This window comes from Mesorhizobium sp. M0062, assembly GCF_040323125.1.
Taxonomy (GTDB): domain Bacteria; phylum Pseudomonadota; class Alphaproteobacteria; order Rhizobiales; family Rhizobiaceae; genus Mesorhizobium.
In genome coordinates, this window is sequence record NZ_JAMYUO010000008.1 from 222,554 (window position 1) to 241,657 (window position 19,104).

10 protein-coding genes are annotated in these 19,104 nt (G+C 60.4%); 5 read left to right on the top strand and 5 right to left on the bottom strand.

What is annotated here, in order from left to right; all coding sequences use genetic code 11:
- Positions 1-89: 89 nt before the first annotated feature.
- The 4 genes from NKJ64_RS12995 to NKJ64_RS13010 form a co-directional block, all read right to left on the bottom strand.
- Positions 90-914: a FecR family protein gene (locus NKJ64_RS12995; RefSeq protein ID WP_023687780.1), complete on the bottom strand. Its 825-nt coding sequence runs from the start codon at positions 912-914 to the stop codon at positions 90-92.
- On the bottom strand, positions 911-2,128 hold the full coding sequence (locus NKJ64_RS13000) for a tetratricopeptide repeat protein (protein WP_197031261.1): 1,218 nt from the start codon (positions 2,126-2,128) through the stop codon (positions 911-913). The genes NKJ64_RS12995 and NKJ64_RS13000 overlap by 4 nt, the downstream gene beginning before the upstream one ends.
- Positions 2,129-2,660: 532 nt before the next feature.
- Positions 2,661-3,848, bottom strand: coding sequence for a magnesium transporter (locus tag NKJ64_RS13005; RefSeq protein WP_023736095.1), 1,188 nt, complete (start codon positions 3,846-3,848; stop codon positions 2,661-2,663).
- A 504-nt stretch (positions 3,849-4,352) separates the two neighbouring features.
- Positions 4,353-5,069, bottom strand: coding sequence for a pentapeptide repeat-containing protein (locus tag NKJ64_RS13010; protein ID WP_023687777.1), 717 nt, complete (start codon positions 5,067-5,069; stop codon positions 4,353-4,355).
- Between the two features lie 1,443 nt (positions 5,070-6,512).
- On the opposite strand from NKJ64_RS13010, the gene NKJ64_RS13015 reads away from it, so the two are divergent.
- From NKJ64_RS13015 to NKJ64_RS13030, 4 genes are read left to right on the top strand one after another with little or no spacing between them, the layout of a single operon-like run.
- Positions 6,513-7,961, top strand: a complete 1,449-nt coding sequence (locus NKJ64_RS13015) for a TolC family protein (RefSeq protein WP_023687776.1) — start codon at positions 6,513-6,515, stop codon at positions 7,959-7,961.
- Positions 7,962-7,998: 37 nt separating this feature from the next.
- Entirely contained in the window at positions 7,999-10,131 is a 2,133-nt protein-coding gene (locus NKJ64_RS13020; RefSeq protein ID WP_023687775.1) for a type I secretion system permease/ATPase, read from the top strand.
- 45 nt (positions 10,132-10,176) lie between these two features.
- Complete coding sequence (locus tag NKJ64_RS13025; protein ID WP_023826367.1) at positions 10,177-11,466, top strand: HlyD family type I secretion periplasmic adaptor subunit; 1,290 nt, start codon at positions 10,177-10,179, stop codon at positions 11,464-11,466.
- On the top strand, positions 11,456-12,097 hold the full coding sequence (locus NKJ64_RS13030; RefSeq protein WP_023826366.1) for a ribbon-helix-helix domain-containing protein: 642 nt from the start codon (positions 11,456-11,458) through the stop codon (positions 12,095-12,097). Before NKJ64_RS13025 ends, NKJ64_RS13030 begins: the two co-directional genes overlap by 11 nt.
- Before the next feature lie 111 nt (positions 12,098-12,208).
- On the opposite strand, the gene NKJ64_RS13035 is transcribed toward NKJ64_RS13030, so the two are convergent.
- Complete coding sequence (locus NKJ64_RS13035) at positions 12,209-13,153, bottom strand: transglutaminase-like cysteine peptidase (RefSeq protein WP_352462724.1); 945 nt, start codon at positions 13,151-13,153, stop codon at positions 12,209-12,211.
- 323 nt (positions 13,154-13,476) lie between these two features.
- On the opposite strand from NKJ64_RS13035, the gene NKJ64_RS13040 reads away from it, so the two are divergent.
- The coding region (locus NKJ64_RS13040; RefSeq protein WP_352462725.1) for a beta strand repeat-containing protein at positions 13,477-19,104 on the top strand (5,628 nt) is incomplete at its 3' end.

Here is a 19,104-nt window from a genome sequence, read left to right on the forward strand (position 1 = left end):
ACCACAAGGCCGGATATTTTGCGTCTGCCGGCTTGCCGCCAATCAGCCCAGCGCCTACCGACCGAGTGGCTCATCTCGTGCAGCCAGGCCTAATCGCAGTTGTAGTAGTAGCAGCAACCCTCACCCTCACACTCGCCCCGCCGCCCCCCGCTGCCCGCAGGTGGCGTTGGGCTGTCAGGGAATTCCATGACCACTCCTGGCAGTGCGCCGTCCCTGGACCCGCAGACTTTGAGCGAGGAGCCTAGAGCCGACGCACAAATTGCGCTTACGTCCAACCCAGGACCCGGTGCGCCCGGCAGGCCGGTTCCCGCTATCCGGTCGATACTGTCCAAGATCGGGAAGGCGTCGATGCCGCCGTAGCCGGCCAGAAGCTTGCCATCGTCCGACGTGCAGGCGTAGCCCGGGTTCGTGATGACCAGCCGTTTGCCATTGATCGTGCAGGTCATGCGGCCGGCGCGCAATATGCCGACGGTCTGGCCGGCTGCCACCAGCACTTCGATGATGCCGCCTCTCGCTCCGAGCACCATGTGCGGCGTCGCAACCTGCATGACGCCCCCTTTCGAAACCTGGCCGCCATAAAAACGGGCCAGGCCGCTGTTCATCCCGATGTCGATCTTTCCCGACCCGGAGCCCGGATTGTAGACGAACTCATCGATCGTCAGGCTGGTGTTTGGACCAATTTTGGCGCTCGATTCATCCCGGAACACCAGCATTCCGAGACCGGTGGGATTGCTGCGCAACTGGTCGCCGAGTTCGACGCCGGCGCCAACGTTCATCGTCCCGCCGTTATTGCGGACGATGATGGTCTGGTAGGCCGTCATCGACCCGACCGTCTCAGCAGCGGATGGTGCCGCGAAGGCGAGGCAGGCGATAAAAATGACGATCTGATGATACCTCATCGCGGCCTCTTTCAATTGAGCGTCAACGTATAGCTCATGAGCATTTCGAACGATTTTCGGTCGCGGTTGGCGAGGGCGAAGTTGGTTTTGCGGTAGGCGAGATCGACGCTGATCTTCTGCGCTTCCGTCAGCTGAAAATCGCTTTCCGAGGCAATGCGCCAGAAGTCGCTCTTGATATTTGTGCCGATGCCGACGGACAGATCGGGAGTGTCGCTGTGGCCGGCCGATAAGGCGATCTGGTGCGACCATGCGAAAAAATCCGGTACGTTCATCAACAGGCCGCCATAGCGGACCTCGCCCGTATAGCTGCGGCTGATTTCGCCCGATCCGGAAGCGAAGTCATTCGAGCCGACAAAGCGCAAGCCGAGCGCCTGGCCATTGCGGAAGCGGTAGCTGCCGCCTGCCTCATAGAAGACCCTGCTATCCGCGAAAATGCCTTGCGAGGCGCTTAGATCGATGTAGCCGCCACCGGCGAAGAGCGTCGTCTCGACCGTCGGGCGAACGACGAAACGTCCACTGAGGCCGATACCGGTTTCGTAAATGTCGCTGTCGAAACGATCCGTAACGGTGAACGCGGAAAGCAGCAGGCGCAGCGAATCGATCCCGCTGTTGGGCAGTCCCTTGTCCCAGGTTATCGCTGCGTTGCCGTGGATAAAAGTCTTCTCGCCACCCGGAACCGACAGGTCTTCCGTGAAAAGACGCTCAGTCGCGGTCAACGACCCCGAAAGAACGAGCGCGTCGGCACTTGGCGTGCCGAGGTCCCACCGCACAAAACCTTCCGCCTGCCCGTAAGGCGAGACGAAGCTGTCGTCGTCCTGCGCCCCGCCTGGCTCAAAATCGGTGAATGCGCTGAATACGCCGCCGGTCAGGGCGAGTTCCCAGGTGACGCCACGCAACGCGCGCTCGATGCGGGCGAGCAGGCGAACAGCTTCCTGTTGCTCACTTGCGGTCAGACCCCCGACTTCGATGCCGTACTGCACCTGCCGCCGGGCCAATTCATAGGACCCGACATGGTAATACAACCGGCTGGCCGCAAGCCGGGCGCGCGCATCGCGGGGGTACTGGATCAGATACTGCTCGATCGAGGAGATCGCCTGATCGTATTGCCCAGCGTTGACCGCAACCGTGACGAATTGGGCGAGCGTTCCATTGTCGGCCGGACTGGCGATGCGGGCCGCAAACGCATCGTCATAGGCCCCAAAAAGACCTTGTGCGCCGGCCGGCAACACGCCGGCACAAAGCAGCGCTGCGGCGAAGCCGAAGATCGTTCGAAACGAAGATTGCATGCCGAGAACCCACCCCAAACCCGACTAGTGCGAGGGATTTAGCACGACTGCAAGAAAAAGGCGACTGAACGGTCGCCGGACTTATGCGAGTCCTCAGCAGCTGTTGCAGCTGCGCAACAAGATATCGGGTTTATTCCTATTTCGGCTGCGCTGATTGTCAAAAACTCTTCTCAACATTGCTGCACGTGATTGAAGTATTTGGCCCAAGGCTTAACAAAATCAAATCTCATCAGTAGTGGATCGCACAGCCGACAAGATTAATATTGGGTGGGCGATCCTGCGTATCTGGTCACCAGGCTTCAAGGTCACCCACGGCTTCTCCAAAGGCCTTCCGTCGCGTTTCGCAAGGGACGGAGAGCTGCCGGAGGTGCTTCTCACGAGGCGTGTGCGATTCGGCCCGGGTCTTGCAATTTCTTTGAACGCGAGGTCAGCTCATTGCCTCAACGCCCAGGGACGCGTCACCGCACGCAGCTTGCTACAGCACGAGCATGGTGGCCAGCCCCAGCATCAGGCCCATGCCTACAATATCGGTCACGGTGGTGAGGAAGATCGCCGAGGCGACCGCCGGATCGGCGCCTACCCGGCGCAGGCCCAACGGGATCAGCACGCCGGAGATGCCGGACATGAGGCACGATCCGGACATGGCAAGCAGGATCACAAGTGCCAGCATCGGCGCCTGCGCCGCCGACGCCGGTTGCCTCGAGGCATAGAACCACATCGCCGCAGCCGCAACAACGCCGACGAGCACGCCGTTGGCGGCCGCGAGCGCGCCCTCTCTCATCACCAAGTGCAGCTTCGGTCGTTTGTCCACATCCCCCAGGGCAAGGCCACGCAGCGTCATAGCCAGTGCCTGGCAGCCGGTGTTTCCGCTCTGCCCGGCCAAGACCGGGAGAAACGCCGCCAGAGCAACGATCTTCTCGATCGTGCCTGTGAACGAACTGACCACGAATGCGGCCATGAAGGCCGTCAGGAGATTCAACTGCAGCCACGGATGACGCTTCAGGAAGGCTGAAAACAGCGGCGTAAAAGAGCGCTCCTCCTTCTGGAGGCCTACCATCTGGCCAGACTGGGCGGAAATCTCGATGATTTGCTGCTCGAACAATCGCCAGCCGCGAACCTGCCCGAGCAGCCGGTTCTCCGCATCCACCACCGGATAGACAGGATAGTGACGCCGTACCGCCGCCTTGCATGCGTTACTCAAAGAGAGACCGACATCAAGAGCGAACGGCCTGGGCAGCATGATGTGATCGACAATCGCGTCGGGTTCGCTCAGCATCAGATCGCGCAGGACCGCTAGGCCAACCAGTCTATTGCCCTCGTCCGTGACGTAGAGATAAGTGAGCTCGGTCGGCACCTGGGCGCCTCTGACAGCTTCCACCGCGGCAGCAACCGTCGTCCCGACAGGAACGCTGGCGGGGATCGGGTCCATCACGTCGACGAGCGACTCGGGGATCGCGAAACCCATCTCACCGTCATGAGAGCTGATGGGCCGCATATGCAGTGGCAAATGCTCGGCCACCTTACGGGCGTGCCCGTCCGGCAACAGCTTTAGTGTGTCGCGGATGAACTCGGGAGACTCTCTAGCGAGCAATTCAGCTGCGTCATCAGGTGCTCGAGCACGCAGCGTGCGCACCAACTTCTGAACGCCGGTCTCTTCGTTCATTTGCTATGGCCCCCCAATTGGAAAGTGAAAAAGTTGTGAAGTATCGGATCGCACCGGGGCGGAAATACGACAGCTTCTTCCGGCCCCAGCAGTCCGCTTTGTGGTTGTCGCAAGCGCCGCCTGCACACTCCTAGCTTGAGAAGGCAAAGCAGACGTCTACATTTTGGGCGTGCCTTCGGTCAGGTCAGCATGGGAGTGTCCGCGCTACTTCCCTCGCTTTTCAATCTTTAGATTTGGGAGGTCGGGTCGCTTGGATACCACACCGGCCTCCTTCAAGGCTGTGTATCCAACCTTTTTGAGGAGCTTCTCTGTTTTGGCGCGCTCCTTGTCCAGAGCGGTATCACCTTTGACCTTGGGCATCCGTCCTCCATTTGGTCGTTGTCGTTCGCCGGTAAATGAGATTGCCGGAAATGTCCCGCAGTGTCGTGCTTTGACCCGCGGCCGAGGACTGAATTGAGGCGCTTTGCCGCCCGGCAGCCTTTGGGCGGGAAGCGGACGGGCGGGCTATTCCTGCTGGAATTGACAGGGCCAATCTTCTGGCCTCGTCATGCCAGAAGGCAACTCGGTCCGGGCGTCTCCACAAGCCATGTTGAGCTGCCACTGGGACAGACCCGCCGAATTGGATAGATCGAGGCCCTCGATACGGGTCAGAAAGAAAAAAGCGCCGTCAAAGTCTATCGGTGCGGTGAACTTCGCTCCTCGGAAATCCGCCCGCGCGAGATTGGCAAACGAAAAGTGGCTGCCGCTGATATCGGCGTCATGGAACTGTGCACGCCCCAATTCCGCCTTTGTGAAATCAACATTGACCAGATTGGCGTTCTGGAAATTCGAGCGCTGCACTTCCGCGCCCGTAAACACAGCGCCCTGCGCGTCCATCTGGCTGAAGTCGGTCCTGTACGCCTCGATTTTGTCGAACCGGGCGCCTTTGGCGGTCGAGCCGGCCAGGGAAGCGCGCACAAGCGTTGCCTTCTCAAAATTTGCCGCAAGGAGATTGCTGTTCCTGAGGTCGGTCGAAGTGAAATCAACACCGAACAGGTTTGCCCCGCTCAGGTCCTGTCCTTCCAGGATGAGAAGCTTTTTGTCACACTCCTGCCAATTGACGCCAGGCGTCGCGGCTGCGTAGCAATCCTGAGCGGCGGTGGCGTTTTGCCAAGCCAATACAGTGCAAACCGCCAGAACCAAGCCGGATCCGCCGTAAGCTCTGGTTCGTCTCAAAGTCATTGTTGCTGGACCCCTCTCTACTCGTCGACAATCAGCCTTACCACATCTGCTGACACTCGAGCCACGGTAACGACCGCCGTCACAGTTGCGCATCAACGATCCGCCGATAGCCAGCGGCAGCTTGCGAAATTATCGAGAGGTGGGGAAAAGCTTTGACGGTAGAGTGCCTTTTCGCGGATGCGATCACAAAACATAGAGTTCGGCGTAAGCCGTGAGTTATTGGTGGGCCCGGAGGGCGAACGGAAATCGTTGATGTTGCTGAATTTTTGGTGGGCCAAAATCTGAAAGGTTCCCGTATCATTCCGTATGCTCCCGCGACCCCAAACTGCCGACCATAGCTGACCTCGTTTTGCAAACGTTGGGAGACAGGGTCCAGAACGGCGGAAATGGGGGCGGTTGCAGATCGGCAGCTGTGGCAACAGCGCGCGACCAGCTGACGGTCTAGCGCCTCGATATGGCCGACGAGACTTGGGAAGTAACAAACAAGCGGCAGCTTGCAGGCAGTTGTGATCGGTGGAATGGATTTACGAGTCGAGGCGCCGGACCAGGACGGGCTCACTTGCCTCGAAGTTCAGCCTGTTGGAATGGCGCGGAGGAACGAGTAGTGGTATCTAACGAGCCGGCGGCCCTCGATGTTTGACCGCTCGTCCTGCAACTCTCGTATGTCGTCCCGCAAAGTGGTGGCGCAACCGACCACTTCGTTCCGCATTGTTTAAACAGCGTATGACTCAATTCCAGTCAGATTTTTTTCTGAACTGCGAAAAGGCGGACACTAACCGTCAAAAAAATTGCACTTTTGATTTTAACGGAAAATCGCCGCAAGAAATATTTTGAGGTTTCACCAGCTATCGGGTTCAATGGAGCGATTTTGGACCTTGCGGCATTCGATGGCCTACAGAACCGCCTCAAAAGGTACCGTCACCTCTTCGGTTGACCGAGTCGTTGATCGGCCGTCATACGAGCCCTATGCTGGCACGCTGGCCAGTGAAGCAGTCGTCGGCGTTTATTCGCCGGCTCAGGGATTTATGCCCACGCTTCAGGTCCAAGAAAGACCGGGGTGTCGGTTCCAGGCTCTGGCAAGCGGGCTAAGATTATCCTGCCGATTGTAGCCGCCAACCAAGATGTTGTCGGTCACCTCGCTGAAAAAATACACCCAGAAATAGTCAAGCTATCAGGAGCAAATAGGTCGTAAGGTGGCCTTGCGGTCCTCCTTCCCGGAGCGGTTTCGCTTGCCTGTTCAAACTCGGACGGCTGTTACTCAAAAACCGCAGTGGGTATTTTATGTGCCATTTTTGCGACATTCTATAGAATTTTGCTTGAATTTAGCGTTTTAGCGGTCACTAAATCAATAAGTGCTCCCATATTTTGCAAATTTGTGAACAATCACGGTTGAGTTGTAACGCCTGGCAATAATGGCGCAGGGGAACGTTGGGGTGGGGTGAAATGAATACGACATCTATGTCGGCGATAGGCAAGCGCCTCGGCCTGCTGACGACGGTCGCCATATTGAGTTGTGGGAATGCTCACGCGCTCACTCTCCAGGAGGCGATGGCGGTTGCGGTGGAGTCCAACCCCGAAATTGGCCAAGCGATCGAAAACCGCGAAGCAATCGAATTCGAGCTACGCCAAGCGAAGGGACTTTATCTTCCCAGCGTCGATGTCGAGGCGTCGGCGGGGGTTCGTCGTCTCGACAATTCCTCCCGGCGTTCGCTGTCCATAGAGGATGACGCGCTCTATCCGTCGGAAGCCGATGTCGTTGTCACGCAGACGCTTTATGACAGCGGCGCAAGGCGGGCGGAACTGAACCGTCAGGCGTCGCGGGTCGACGGCGCATCGTTCCGGGTGCTGGAACGGTCTGAATTCATTGGACTGTCTGTCGTCCAGGACTATCTCGAATACATGCTGCAGGCTTCGATCGTTTCGGAAGCGAAGAAGAATCTGGGCTTTCACCAGGCAATCCTCGGCGACATCCGGCAAGGTATTGCAGGCGGCGCGTTGAACGAGGCTGATCGCCAGCAGGCCGAGGAGCGGCTGTTCGCTGCCAAGGCACGTATGCAGGAGGCGACCGAAGAACTGGAGGCTTCCAAGATACGGTTCTTCAAGACGGTCGGTAAGCCGCTGACCAACGCGTCAAGGCCAGGCGATGTCTCGAGCGCGCTGCCAAGGTCGCTCGACGACGCGCTAGGGCTGGCGCGACAGAACAATCCGCGCGTCCACATGGCCAACAGCGATATCGACGCCGCCGCCTCCCTGGTGGATGCGGCGCGGGCGAAATTCGGGCCCTCCGTCATCGCCGAAGGCCGCGCGCGCGGCGGCTATGACATCGACGGCGACGATGGCGACGCTAGCGACCTGCAGGCGCGGCTGGTGCTGCGCTGGAACCTCTATCGCGGCGGCATCGACAAAGCCAACGAGCAAGAGCAGGTCCGCCGCACCAGCGAGCAGCGCCTTGTGCTGCACCAGGTTCTGCGCGAGATCGAGGAAGCCGTCCGTACGTCATGGGATCGCCGCTTCCGGCAGGCCGATCTGGCAAAGACATTGAAGCTTCAGGCTGCCGCCAACGAAAGGCTGGTGGCGTCCTATCGCGAGCAGTTCAAGGTCGGACAGCGCTCGCTGCTCGACGTGCTCGACGCGCAGAACACGCGGTTCAACACAGCTACGCTTGCCGACACCGCATCCTACGCGTCGCTTTTCGCGCAGTACCGGCTGCTGGCGGCAACCGGGCAGTTGCTGAAGACCATGAATCTTCAGCCGGCAAAACAGGCCACCGCCTATGCCAAGGCCGAGTTCAATGCGCCTGAAACGGCCGACACCGAAACCTATGCGCGCACGCCGTCGGAGCAGACGAACGATCTGCCTTTCGACATCCTCGCACCGGTAAGAAAGAAGTAGGAAGGTCAAGGACGAACGATAGTCCTGCGGGCCGATCGTGAACCCACAACCCAAAATCCTCTCCCCAAAAGAGGCGTTCAAGGCCTGCTTCTCCGCTGTTGCCGGGTACCTCGGCAGGCCGAGTTCCGAGACCGTGCTGTTTGCCGGCGTGCCGCTGTCAGACACCCGCATCGATATCGACGCCATCCGGCATCTTGCCGAACGCATCGGTCTTGAAATCACGGAATTCAGCCATCGCGACTTTCTTCGCGGACGCATCGACCTTCCCGCCATTCTGTTTCGCGTCAGCCAGTTGCCTGTAGCGCTGCTTGCCCAGACCGAGGACGGTGGATTTACGACCGCTCCCCAGGAAGACGGCCGCACGACAATCAGCAAATCCGAGTTTTCCGGAAGTTATATTAGTGGCGGCGTTTCGTTCTCGATAACCTATGCCAACGCAGTAGAGGCGATGAGCGTCGGTTCGGCGGCCAAGATCGAGCGGCGACATTGGCTGACCGGCACGATGGGGCCGTTCTGGCGCACCTATTCGAAGGTCATCCTGTCGGCGGTATTCATCAATCTGCTGGCTCTTGCCTCACCGATCTTCACCATGAACGTCTACGACAGGATCTTGCCGAACAAGGCGATATCGACGCTCTGGGTGCTGTCGATCGGGATCGGCGCGGTCATTCTGTTCGACCTGCTCTTGAAGACCGCCAGAGCGTCACTGATCGACTATGCCGGGCGCAAGGCCGATCTTCGCATCTCCTATATGCTATTCGAGAAGGTGCTGAACTCGTCCTTGTCGGCAAGGCCCGGCTCAACCGGCGAATATGCAAATCGGGTGACCCAGTACGAGTTCGTGCGCGAGTTTTTCACGTCGAACACCATCAGCGTCTTCATCGACACAGCCTTCGTCTTCGTCTTTCTTCTTGTCATCTATGCGATAGGCGGTTGGCTGGTCGTCATACCGGCCATTGCCTTTGTCGCCTCGGTGATCGTCGGGCTGATCACGCAACGGCGCATCGGCAAACGCGTTGCCGCTTCCATGAACGAGGCTTCGCAGCGCCAGGCCCTGCTGGTGGAATCCATCTCCACGCTGGAAACGATCAAATCGCTGCGGGCAGAGGCGTACCTTCTGCGGAAATGGGCGGAGCATTCCAAGAACGCATCTAACACGTCCGAGAAGATCAAACAGCTTTCGGCTGCCGCCGGCAACATAACGCAAGCCATCCAGCAGATGGTCACCGTCGCTTTGATCGTGGCCGGCGCCTATGCCTTTTCGGAAGGGCATGTCTCGACCGGCGCCATCATCGGCACCGTCATGCTGGCGGGCCGGGCGGTGGCCCCGCTTGGGCAGATTGCGATCACCTTGTCCAGACTTCGTCAGGCGATGCTGTCCCTGCGAATGGTGAATTCGATCATGGCGCAGCCTGAGGATCGGCCGGACACGGTTGGTTTCGTCAACCGCCCCATTCGCAACGGTGCAATGGCATTCAGGAATGTCGGCTTTGTCTACCCGGGTTCCGAAAACGAAGTGCTGACCGGCCTGAATTTCTCGGTGAAGCCCGGTGAGCGGATTGGCATCATCGGCCGCATAGGCTCGGGAAAGACGACCATGGGGAGGCTGATCGGCAGGCTTTTCCTGCCGACCTCCGGCGAGCTGCTGCTGGACGGGATCGACATCCGCCAATACCACCCATCTGAGGTTCGCGCCGCGGTCGGGATCGTCGCGCAAGCCAACGATCTATTTTCCGGCACCATCAAGGAAAATCTCCTGATGGCGTGCCCGGAGGCGACCGATGAGCAGATCGTCGACGCGGCCAAGGCTGCCGGCGTCGACGACTTCGTCTCCCGCCATCCGCGAGGTTACGACATGAATGTCGGCGAGCGCGGCACCAATCTCTCGGGCGGTCAGAGGCAGACAATGGCAATTGCCCGCCTGTTGCTGACCAAACCGAAAATCGTGTTCCTGGACGAGCCGTCCGGCTCGATGGATCTGGCTTCCGAGCGCCAGCTGATCAAGCAGCTCAAAGTGGCTTTCGATCGCAACACGACGCTGATCGTTTCGACGCACCGCTTCAGCATGCTCGAGCTGGCCGACCGCCTCATTGTCATCGAGCAGGGCAAGATCGTTGCCGATGGACCGAAAGACCAGGTGATACAGGCGCTGCAGAAAACAAGCGCCTGACCGAACAGAATTACTGAGTTAGTTCAACACATTGGGGCGTTGGAAATGCTAGCCAGGGAAGACCGTCCGCCGCTTTTTGCGTCGGCTTCGATATTCATTATCGGAGCGCTTTTTGCGAGTTCGGTAGCCTGGGCATCCTTCGCCGAGGTCGATGAAATCGCACGCGGCGACGGCAAGATCATACCGGCGTCGAAGACCCAGATCATCCAGGCCAGCGAGCCGGGCGTGGTTCAGGAAATCGCCGTGACGATCGGTCAGGTCGTCAAGAAGAATGACCTCATCATTCGTCTCGACAACACCTTCAACACTTCCAGCCTTGGCGAGCAGCAGGCCAAGGCGCGGGCATTGCAGACGCGCATTGCACGGCTCAAATTCGAACAGACCGGAAGTCTAGAGGGCGCGTTTCCCTGCCCGCCCGAGATTCAGAAGGTGGCGCCGGAAATCTGCGACAACGAGCAGAAGCTGCTAATCGCGCGGCGCGACAACTTCGAAGTCAAACTGTCGGTTCTCAAGGCGCGCCTCGATCAGCGTGAGAAGGAACTCGACGAAGCCAACGCCAATGCCGATCGCCTCACCAAGAACCTGGCCGTCAGCGACCAGGAGGCGAAGCTGGTCGAAGCGATGGTCAAGAAGGGCCTGATGGCGCGAACCGAGCAGCTCCGCGTCGAGCGCGAGCAGACCGAGCTCAATGGTCAGCTGACGCTTGCCGGAGAGACCATCAAGAAAGCCAGGTCTGCCATCACGGAAGCCAAGCTTCAGGTCGACGAACTTGGCCTCCAGCTGCAACAGGAAGCGCTCAGCGATCTGACGCAGGCGCTGGCCGATCTCTCGGTGGTGGACGAGACGATACGCGGTGCCACCGACAAGGTGGCGCGTACCGATATCCGTTCGCCTGTCGATGGTATCGTCAACACGCTTGACATCAACACGGTCGGCGCCTTCGTCCAGCCCGGCGCGGTCGTCGCGGGTATCGTGCCGACGTCCGAGACCCTGCTGGTCGAAGCCCGGGTCTCACCGCGGGACGTCGCCTTCATCCGGCCGGGCCAGGATGCCCTGATCAAGGTGACCGCCTATGACTTCTCGATCTTCGGCGGCATCGAAGGCAAGGTGTCGAACATCACTGCCGACAGCCTTGTCGACCAGAAGACCGGCGAACCGTACTATCAGGTGCGTGTCGCCACCGACAAATCGACCCTGACACGCGACGGCAAGACCTATTCGATCATCCCCGGCATGATCTGTTCGGTCGACATCAAGACCGGACGCAAAACGATTCTCACCTACCTTCTGAAACCAATCAACAAGGCGCGGGAGGAGGCAATGAGTGAGCGATAGTGCGATCTCCCGCCCGGTCGATCGCGACCGGCTGCTGCCACCGCTGGCGAGTGAGGATTTCGGCCTCGAGTTCCGGGTTGTGGCGCGTGGCGGCACGCGCCGCGGCATTCGTCTGGAGAGGGCGTTCTGGACTTCGCTGAAGCAGATGGCGGAAAGCCGCAAATGCACCATCGGCACACTGATCGAGGAAATTGCAGAGAGCCACGCCAACGCCGGAAACCTTACATCGGCAATTCGCGTAGCCTGCATGCGTGGATTGGCCGACCAGAACCTCATCTTGCAGAGGCTCGCGTCGATCAAGACCATCAACGCCATTCTCGTCGCCTGTCCCTCGCCGGCCTTTGCCCTGGCATCGTCGAAGAAGATCCTGACCTTCAATGCGCCGTTCCAGCAACTGGTGCGACGTCAATTGCCGGTGGCGCCGAACGAGGACGCGCGCCATGATCTCAAGCTGGCGCTGGACCTCAATGTCGCCGACATATTCGCCAGGCTCGACGCCAATGGCGAGACGCCGGTCGCGACCGGTTTCGTCATAGGCGCCGGCGACCGCCGCTACCGTGGTCAACTGAGCGCGGTGCGGGCGCCGGTGGTCGAGCCGGAACTGCTGATGGCGTTCGTCTTCGGCGGCTAGAGCAATTCCGGGAAAAGTGTGAGCAGTTTTCCGGGGAAAGCGCGTAGCGCTTTCCCTTGGGAATTGCGTCAAACAATGAGATAGACCGCTCAAGACTCTCTGGCAGGATGCTTACGGCTGCACGCCTTCACCAGGCGCGACCGTCGAAAGGCCGCCCTTGATGTCGGCGATTTGAGCAGAACCGGTCTTCGCGCCATGGATCCACGCGCGATCCGTGCTGAACGAATAGAGCGGTACGTAGGTCGGCAGGTCTGTGTCGCGCGAAACGACATTGCTCAGGCTGTCGAGAATGAAGACGCCGCTGCCGGTGCTGACCGACAGCACGGCATGAAAGAAACCGCGCTTGCGATCCTGCAAGACGACCAGCGACATGCTCTGCGCCGGGATGCCTGCATGCAGCAGCGCGGCCATCTTGAGGATGGCGAAATCCTCGCAGTCCCCTGCCCGCCGCTCAAGGATTTCCGCGGGCTTGGCCCAGTAGTCGAGCCTGCCGTAAACCACGCTGTCCTTCTTGTAGGCGATGGCGCGATTTATACTTGAGTTGACGAACGACAACTTATCGATGAAGCGCTTGTTCCCGGCTGCCTTGACTATCTCGGCAAAGGCGCTGTTATTGCGTTCGCACGCGCTGCTCGCGGTACAGTCGACAATTGCCTTGTAGACCGGCGCCCAGCGCGCCGAAACCGGGAAATTGCGCATTGACAGGGCAACCGAACCGAACACGCCGGGAATGATCGCCGCCGTCTGGATCGGGTCGATCCCGGCGGCGGGCGGCGCGATCGAAGAACCACGCTTTTCATCAACGGCAACAGGACCATAGCTGCTGAAAATCATGCCGATCCAGTAGGCTGAAACCGGCTGCCATGGCTGCGGCCGAGCCAGCGAAACGCCGCCAAGACTGGAAGGGGTTTCGACCGCCGCCAGAACTCCAGCGGCAGCGCCGGCATTCACGGTAATGGCTTTCGCGGATGATGGCTGCGGCAGGCTTGTGATCGCCATTGCCAGCAGGAGGAGCCTGAGCCCGGTTATTCCCAGGGCAGATTTTTCTTTTTTCATAACGCCCACCTCTTGACTGTGGACGGTACCAATCTTGTCTCAAATTATTGGAAAGGAAGGTGGATAAGTTTCCTTCAATCGGGAATACCTATTTTGTGTAAAACTTTATTCAAATTTATACTTCTATTTACGAATCCAGCTCAGCCGGCGGATATCAAACGAGGCGCGGCTCGGCCAATGCATATCAGATTATATCTTCCGGGTTTACCACACGAAAAAAATGCCGAGACTTGCATACTGGGATATATGAAATTGATTGCGGGACAGTTGCAAAGCAGAAGTCGTCACTGTCTCTATCCGGGAAATGCCGGAGGGGTTTGGCGATGACGACGAGTAACGATTTGGATACCGTCTCGAATTCTTGGGACGAGCACTCTTCACATGAACATGGCGGCCCGCCATCGCAGGCAGGCATCCAGGTAGCGCAGGCCGCTCAGGCGGCGCCTGCCGAGCCGGTACCAGTCGATGTCGGCAGTGGCGCACCCGTTCAGCCGGCAGCACCCGCGGAGGCGAAAGCGCCGGCGGCAGCCGCGCCGCATGAATACGTGGCCGACGCCAGCAACATCGTGAAACTTCCGGCGGACGTCTCCATCGACAACATCAAGGTCGACGGCCACAATCTGTTGCTGGAACAGGCCGACGGTTCAGTCATCCTCATCAAGGATGGCGCGCTCAACGTGCCGACCTTCATCATCGGTGATGTCGAAGTTCCGCGCGTGGCCTTGCTGGCCGCTCTTGAAGCGAGCCACGTCGATGTCGCCTTCGGTGCTGATGGTTCGATATCGGCCGGCCCCGGAGGCGCCCCAGGCAGTGCCGGCGGCGACTTCACCATTCCCCCAGGTGGTATCGGCGACGGCTTCGATCTTTCCGCATTGTTGCCGCCGACGGACCTGCAATTTGGACGGCTGGAGCCGCGTGAGCTGACGATCGGGGTCAGGGAAGAAGATACGACGCCGACAATCGACATTGGCTCCGGATTTGTCGTCAACGAGGCAGCGCTTTCCGACGGGACGGACCCGGCCAGCACCGCCGAGCAGGTTTCAGGGACCTTCAACATCGTCTCGGGTGATGGCATCGGGACGCTTGTCATTGACGGTGTGGACGTGACCAACGGCGGCAGCGTTGCCGGGCAATACGGCACGCTCGTGGTCACCGGCAATCCTACGAACGGCTATAGCTGGATTTATACCCTTGCCGACAACACTCTTGATCATCACGACAACTCATCGACCGGAACGACCGAGGGGGTTTCCGACAGCTTTGCCGTCGTGGTTACAGACACAGACAATGATCCGGCCACCGCGACCCTCAATATTGGTGTGCTGGACGACGGCCCTACGCTTTCGGTCCAGGCAACCGCGCAAGCGGCACAGTTGCTTTCGGTCGAGCTCGACGAGACGGTCGGCGGCGACCGCTATAATGCCGGCGAGACCGAAGATGCCGGCGGCAACGCCAACACCGATGACGGCGTTGGCCTGGCCCAGGTGACGACCGGCCTGGCGGGTGGCCTTTCTTCGCTGTTCGCCGTTGGCGGCGTCTACGGTGCCGACGGGCCAGGCAGCACGACCGCGCAGTTGGCATTCACCGGCATTCCGGCCGGTGGCCTTGCCACGAATCTCATTTCCACGGACGGCGGGGCCATTACGCTCTTCCTCGAAGGAGGAGTGATTGTCGGCCGCGACACGCAGGGTGATCAGGTCCTGACCATTGCGATCACCGGCGCGCCCGGCGCAGAGCAGTTGCAGACCACGCTCTACGAAGCGCTCAACCATGGCGCCGACGGCAACAAGTTCGATTCCGAACTCAATCTGTCGCTGACCAATGGCGGCCAGGTTCAGCTGCAATATGAGGTAACGCGCCAGGACGGCGACGGCGACACCATTACCGAGAAGGCGACCGTCGACCTGATCAACGGCCAAGGCTCCGCATTCTCCTTCGACGACGATGGGCCAAGCCTAACGGTCGGCGCCCACGATGGAGCGGCTGGCCTGCTTTCCGTCGAGCTTGACGAGACGGTTGGCGCGGATCGCTACAATGGCGCTATCGGCGAGACCGAAGATGCCGGCGGCAACGCCAACACGGATGATGCCGGTCCGGGCCTGGCGCAGGTCAACACCGCGGTAGCAGGCGGACTGACCAATCTGTTCACTGTCGGCGGCAGCTATGGTTCGGACGGTCCTGGTACCGTTACCGGGAATCTGAGCTTTACCGGCATTCCGGCCGGTGGCCTTGCCACGAATCTCACCGCCACCGACGGCGGCGCCGTCACGCTCTTCCTCGAAGGAGGAGTGATCGTCGGCCGCGACACGCATGGCGATCAGGTTCTGACCATCGCGATCACCGGGGCGCTTGGCGCCGAGCAGCTGCAGACCACGCTCTATGAGGCACTTAACCATGGCGCCGACGGCAACAAGTTCGATTCCGAACTCAATCTGTCGCTGACCAATGGCGGCCAGGTTCAGCTGCAATATGAGGTGACGCGCCAGGACGGCGACGGCGACACCGTCACCGAGAAGGCGACCGTCGACCTGATCGACGGCAAGGGCTCGGCATTCACCTTCGACGATGACGGGCCGAAGGCCATTGGCACCGCCCAGATCACCGCGAATGTCGACGAGGATGGCCTGCACAACAGCCAGTCCACCGGAAATGCCGACAATCTTCAGCCTGGCGAAGTGACCGGAACAAACTCCGCGGTTGCCATCGGTGCTGCCGGCGCATTGAATGCAATCGTCGACTTCGGCTCTGACGGCCCGAATGCGACCTCGGCCTTCGGCCTTGTCACCCAAACCACCCCATCGGATTCGGGATTTGATTCGAAAGGCGGCAACGTCCTCATCGTCTCCGACGGCACGACCCTGACCGGCTATGTCGATGTAGGCGCCGGCGCCGGCTATCAGGCGGGCACGGATCGTCCTGTTTTCACCCTGACCGTCGGTGCGGACGGCTCCTATGTCTTCACCCTGATCGATCAGATCGATCATCCGACTCTGGATACGCTCCCGGGCGACAACACCGAAAATACGCTTGCCAATGGCGGTGTCGATCTTTCGGCCTTTGTCGTTGCCATGGACGGTGACGGCGATACCATCGGACTGGCGGCTGGTACATTCAAGGTCCAGGTGCTCGACGACGTTCCGCAGATCGTCGCGCGGGATGCCGGCACGACGACCACAACCACGACCGAAACGATCGTCTACACGCTGCAGGCCGGCAACACCGATGTTCGCGGCATGGATGGCGCAGGCAACCACGACATCAAGCTCAGCGCCGTCGACATCAACGAAGGCGACAATTCCGTCAACACCACCGGCACCAAGATCGGCGTTGGCGACGGCCAGATCATCGACGGATACGAAACCCATCCGCATTTGACCGGCCCCGAAATCGTGACGATGGACTTCGTCAACAATCTTGTCATCGCCCCCAACAATCCGAATCCGCCCAGCATCACCGACGGTGGTTCATACGACGTCGACTCGGTCAAGTTCACGATCGATGTTGCGGAAGCCCAGGGTGTCGAAGCCGCCGTGATGTTCATCGGCGCCAAGGACGGTGGCACATTCGAGCCGTTCACCGTGAGCATCAATGGTGTGCTGACGGCCGGCACGGCTGTCTTCGAGGGCGGCGTGCAGGTGGGCTATGCCTTCGCCGGCGTGCCCGATGGTGCGACTGTCGAGGTCATCGGCAGCACCCCGTTCGACCAGCTCAAGGTGGGCAACTACAACGATTTTACCTTCGATTCCAACGCTGGCGGAACCGATGCGACCCTGACTGGCGGCAACCCGTTCAAGATCTTCGGCATCGAAGCCAAGGTCACGACAGTCACAACGCAGACCGAGGTCTTCCGGGTCAGCCACGACGAGTCCGCCGGCGTCAACAACGCCGCAGATCCCAATCCGGCGGATGACACCGCTCTCTCCCCGCCAGCTCTGGTGGACGAGCCGGGGGCGTTGGGCTACGCAAAATCGTCAGCCAGCGCGCTCGGCCTTTTCAACGCCTCGGTCGGCGCCGATGACGACGCGACATTCTCGTTTGCCGTCACCGACGCGATTGGCAATCCGCTGTCAAACGTCGATTCCGGTCTGAAGACACTCGACGGCTCGGCGATCATGCTCTCGACAAATGCGGACGGCGTTCTCGTTGGTTCTGCCAACGGCGTCGACGTCTTCAAGGTTTATGTCGATCCGACCGGAGCGGTCTGGATCGGGCAATATCAGCCGATCGCTCACAATGTCGACGGTTCAAGCACCGCAGCCTTTGACGACATAGCGACCGTCGCCGCCGACCTGCACGTCAAGGCCACCATTACCGATTTCGACGGCGACACGAGCACCGCCGTATCCCATGTCGCGTTGAGCATCGAATTCCAGGATGATGGCCCGGTTGCGGTCAACGATCAGGACTCGGTCACCGAAGATGGGCCGCTCACGGCGGACGGCAATGTGATCACGGGCGTAGGCGGCGCCGACGCAAACGCAACCGACGGCCACGCGGATCACCTCGGCACCGACGGCTTGGGCTCGATCACCTGGGACGGCGTCGATGCCGATCATCATGTAGCAGGAACCTACGGCGAGCTGACGGTGGGCGCTGACGGCAGCTACACATACGTGCTCTACACCCAGGCCCAGAACCCGGCCGGGTATGCCGCGGTACAGGCGCTGGATGTCGGCCAGACCGTGGCCGAGAGCTTCGACTATGCTGTGGCGGACGGCGACGGCGATACCGCTCTGGCGTCCCTGACCATCACCATCAACGGCACCAACGACGCGCCGCAGATCGTCGTCGACCAGGGCAACCCGGCCGGCGCGCACGACCTGGTCTATGAAGCCGGCCTTGCGGCGGGTTCGGCGGCCGGCAACGGCAGCACGGTGGCGACAGGCACCTTCACGGTATCGGACCCCGACGGCCTCGACGACGTCCAGAGCGTCACCATCGGCGGCACCACGGTTGCCATCGGCAGCCTCAACGGTTCGACCTTCCCGGGCGACCAAGGCACGCTGCTGATCACCGGCTACAACGCGGTAACCGGCTTAGCGACCTACCAGTACACGCTGACCAGTCCGACCACGGACGTTCCCGCCGTCACCGAGACCGAGACCTTCTCGCTCACCGTGTCGGACGGCACCTCGTCCTCGGCTCCGGCGGCGATCGTCATAGACATCGTCGACGACGTGCCGACGGCAGTCTCGAACAGCAACAATGCTGCCGAGGGCGCCATCGTGACCGGCAACGTGCTGACCAACGACGTGGCCGGCGCCGACGGCTTTGCCGCCGGTGGCGGGGTTGTCGGCGTAGCCGCCGGCAGCAACACCGCAGTGCCGGTGAGCGGCGGGCTTGGCGGGGCGGGCATTCCCGGCACCTATGGCACGCTGACGCTGAACGCCAACGGCACCTACAGCTATGACGGCCTGCCCAACGTGGTCCCGGTCGGCGGCGCGACGGACACCTTCGTCTACACCATCATGGATGGCGACGGCGACCTGTCGACGACGACGCTCACCATCAACCTGTCCGACAGCGGCCTGGCCGCTTCCAACGACGACCTGACGGTCAACGAGGCGGCGCTGCCGATCGGCAGCAACCCGTCGAGCACCGCCGAGACCATCGCCGGCACTGTCGTCGACAATGTGTCGGGCGGCACCGGTCCCTACACCTACGCACTGCTGAGCAGCGCCACCGGCGTGCACGGCACGCTGACCTTCAATGCCAACGGCACCTACAGCTACACGCTGACCTCGCCGGTCGACGGCGTCGACGCCAACAACGGCACCAACACCGTCAACAACGTCGAGAGCTTCACCTACCAGGCCACCGACGCCAACGGCAACACGATCACCAACACCATCACCATCGACGTCACCGACGACGTGCCGACGGCAGTCTCGAACAGCAACAATGCTGCCGAGGGCGCCATCGTGACCGGCAACGTGCTGACCAACGACGTG

What these genes read in the sequence shown, in the direction of transcription:
- NKJ64_RS13005 (WP_023736095.1), bottom strand. Translation starts at nt 3,848, where the DNA reads ATGAACGAAGAGACCGGCGTTCAGAAGTTGGTGCGCACGCTGCGTGCT.
- NKJ64_RS13010 (WP_023687777.1), bottom strand. Translation starts at nt 5,069, where the DNA reads ATGACTTTGAGACGAACCAGAGCTTACGGCGGATCCGGCTTGGTTCTG.
- NKJ64_RS13015 (WP_023687776.1), top strand. Translation starts at nt 6,513, where the DNA reads ATGAATACGACATCTATGTCGGCGATAGGCAAGCGCCTCGGCCTGCTG.
- NKJ64_RS13025 (WP_023826367.1), top strand. Translation starts at nt 10,177, where the DNA reads ATGCTAGCCAGGGAAGACCGTCCGCCGCTTTTTGCGTCGGCTTCGATA.
- NKJ64_RS13035 (WP_352462724.1), bottom strand. Translation starts at nt 13,153, where the DNA reads ATGAAAAAAGAAAAATCTGCCCTGGGAATAACCGGGCTCAGGCTCCTC.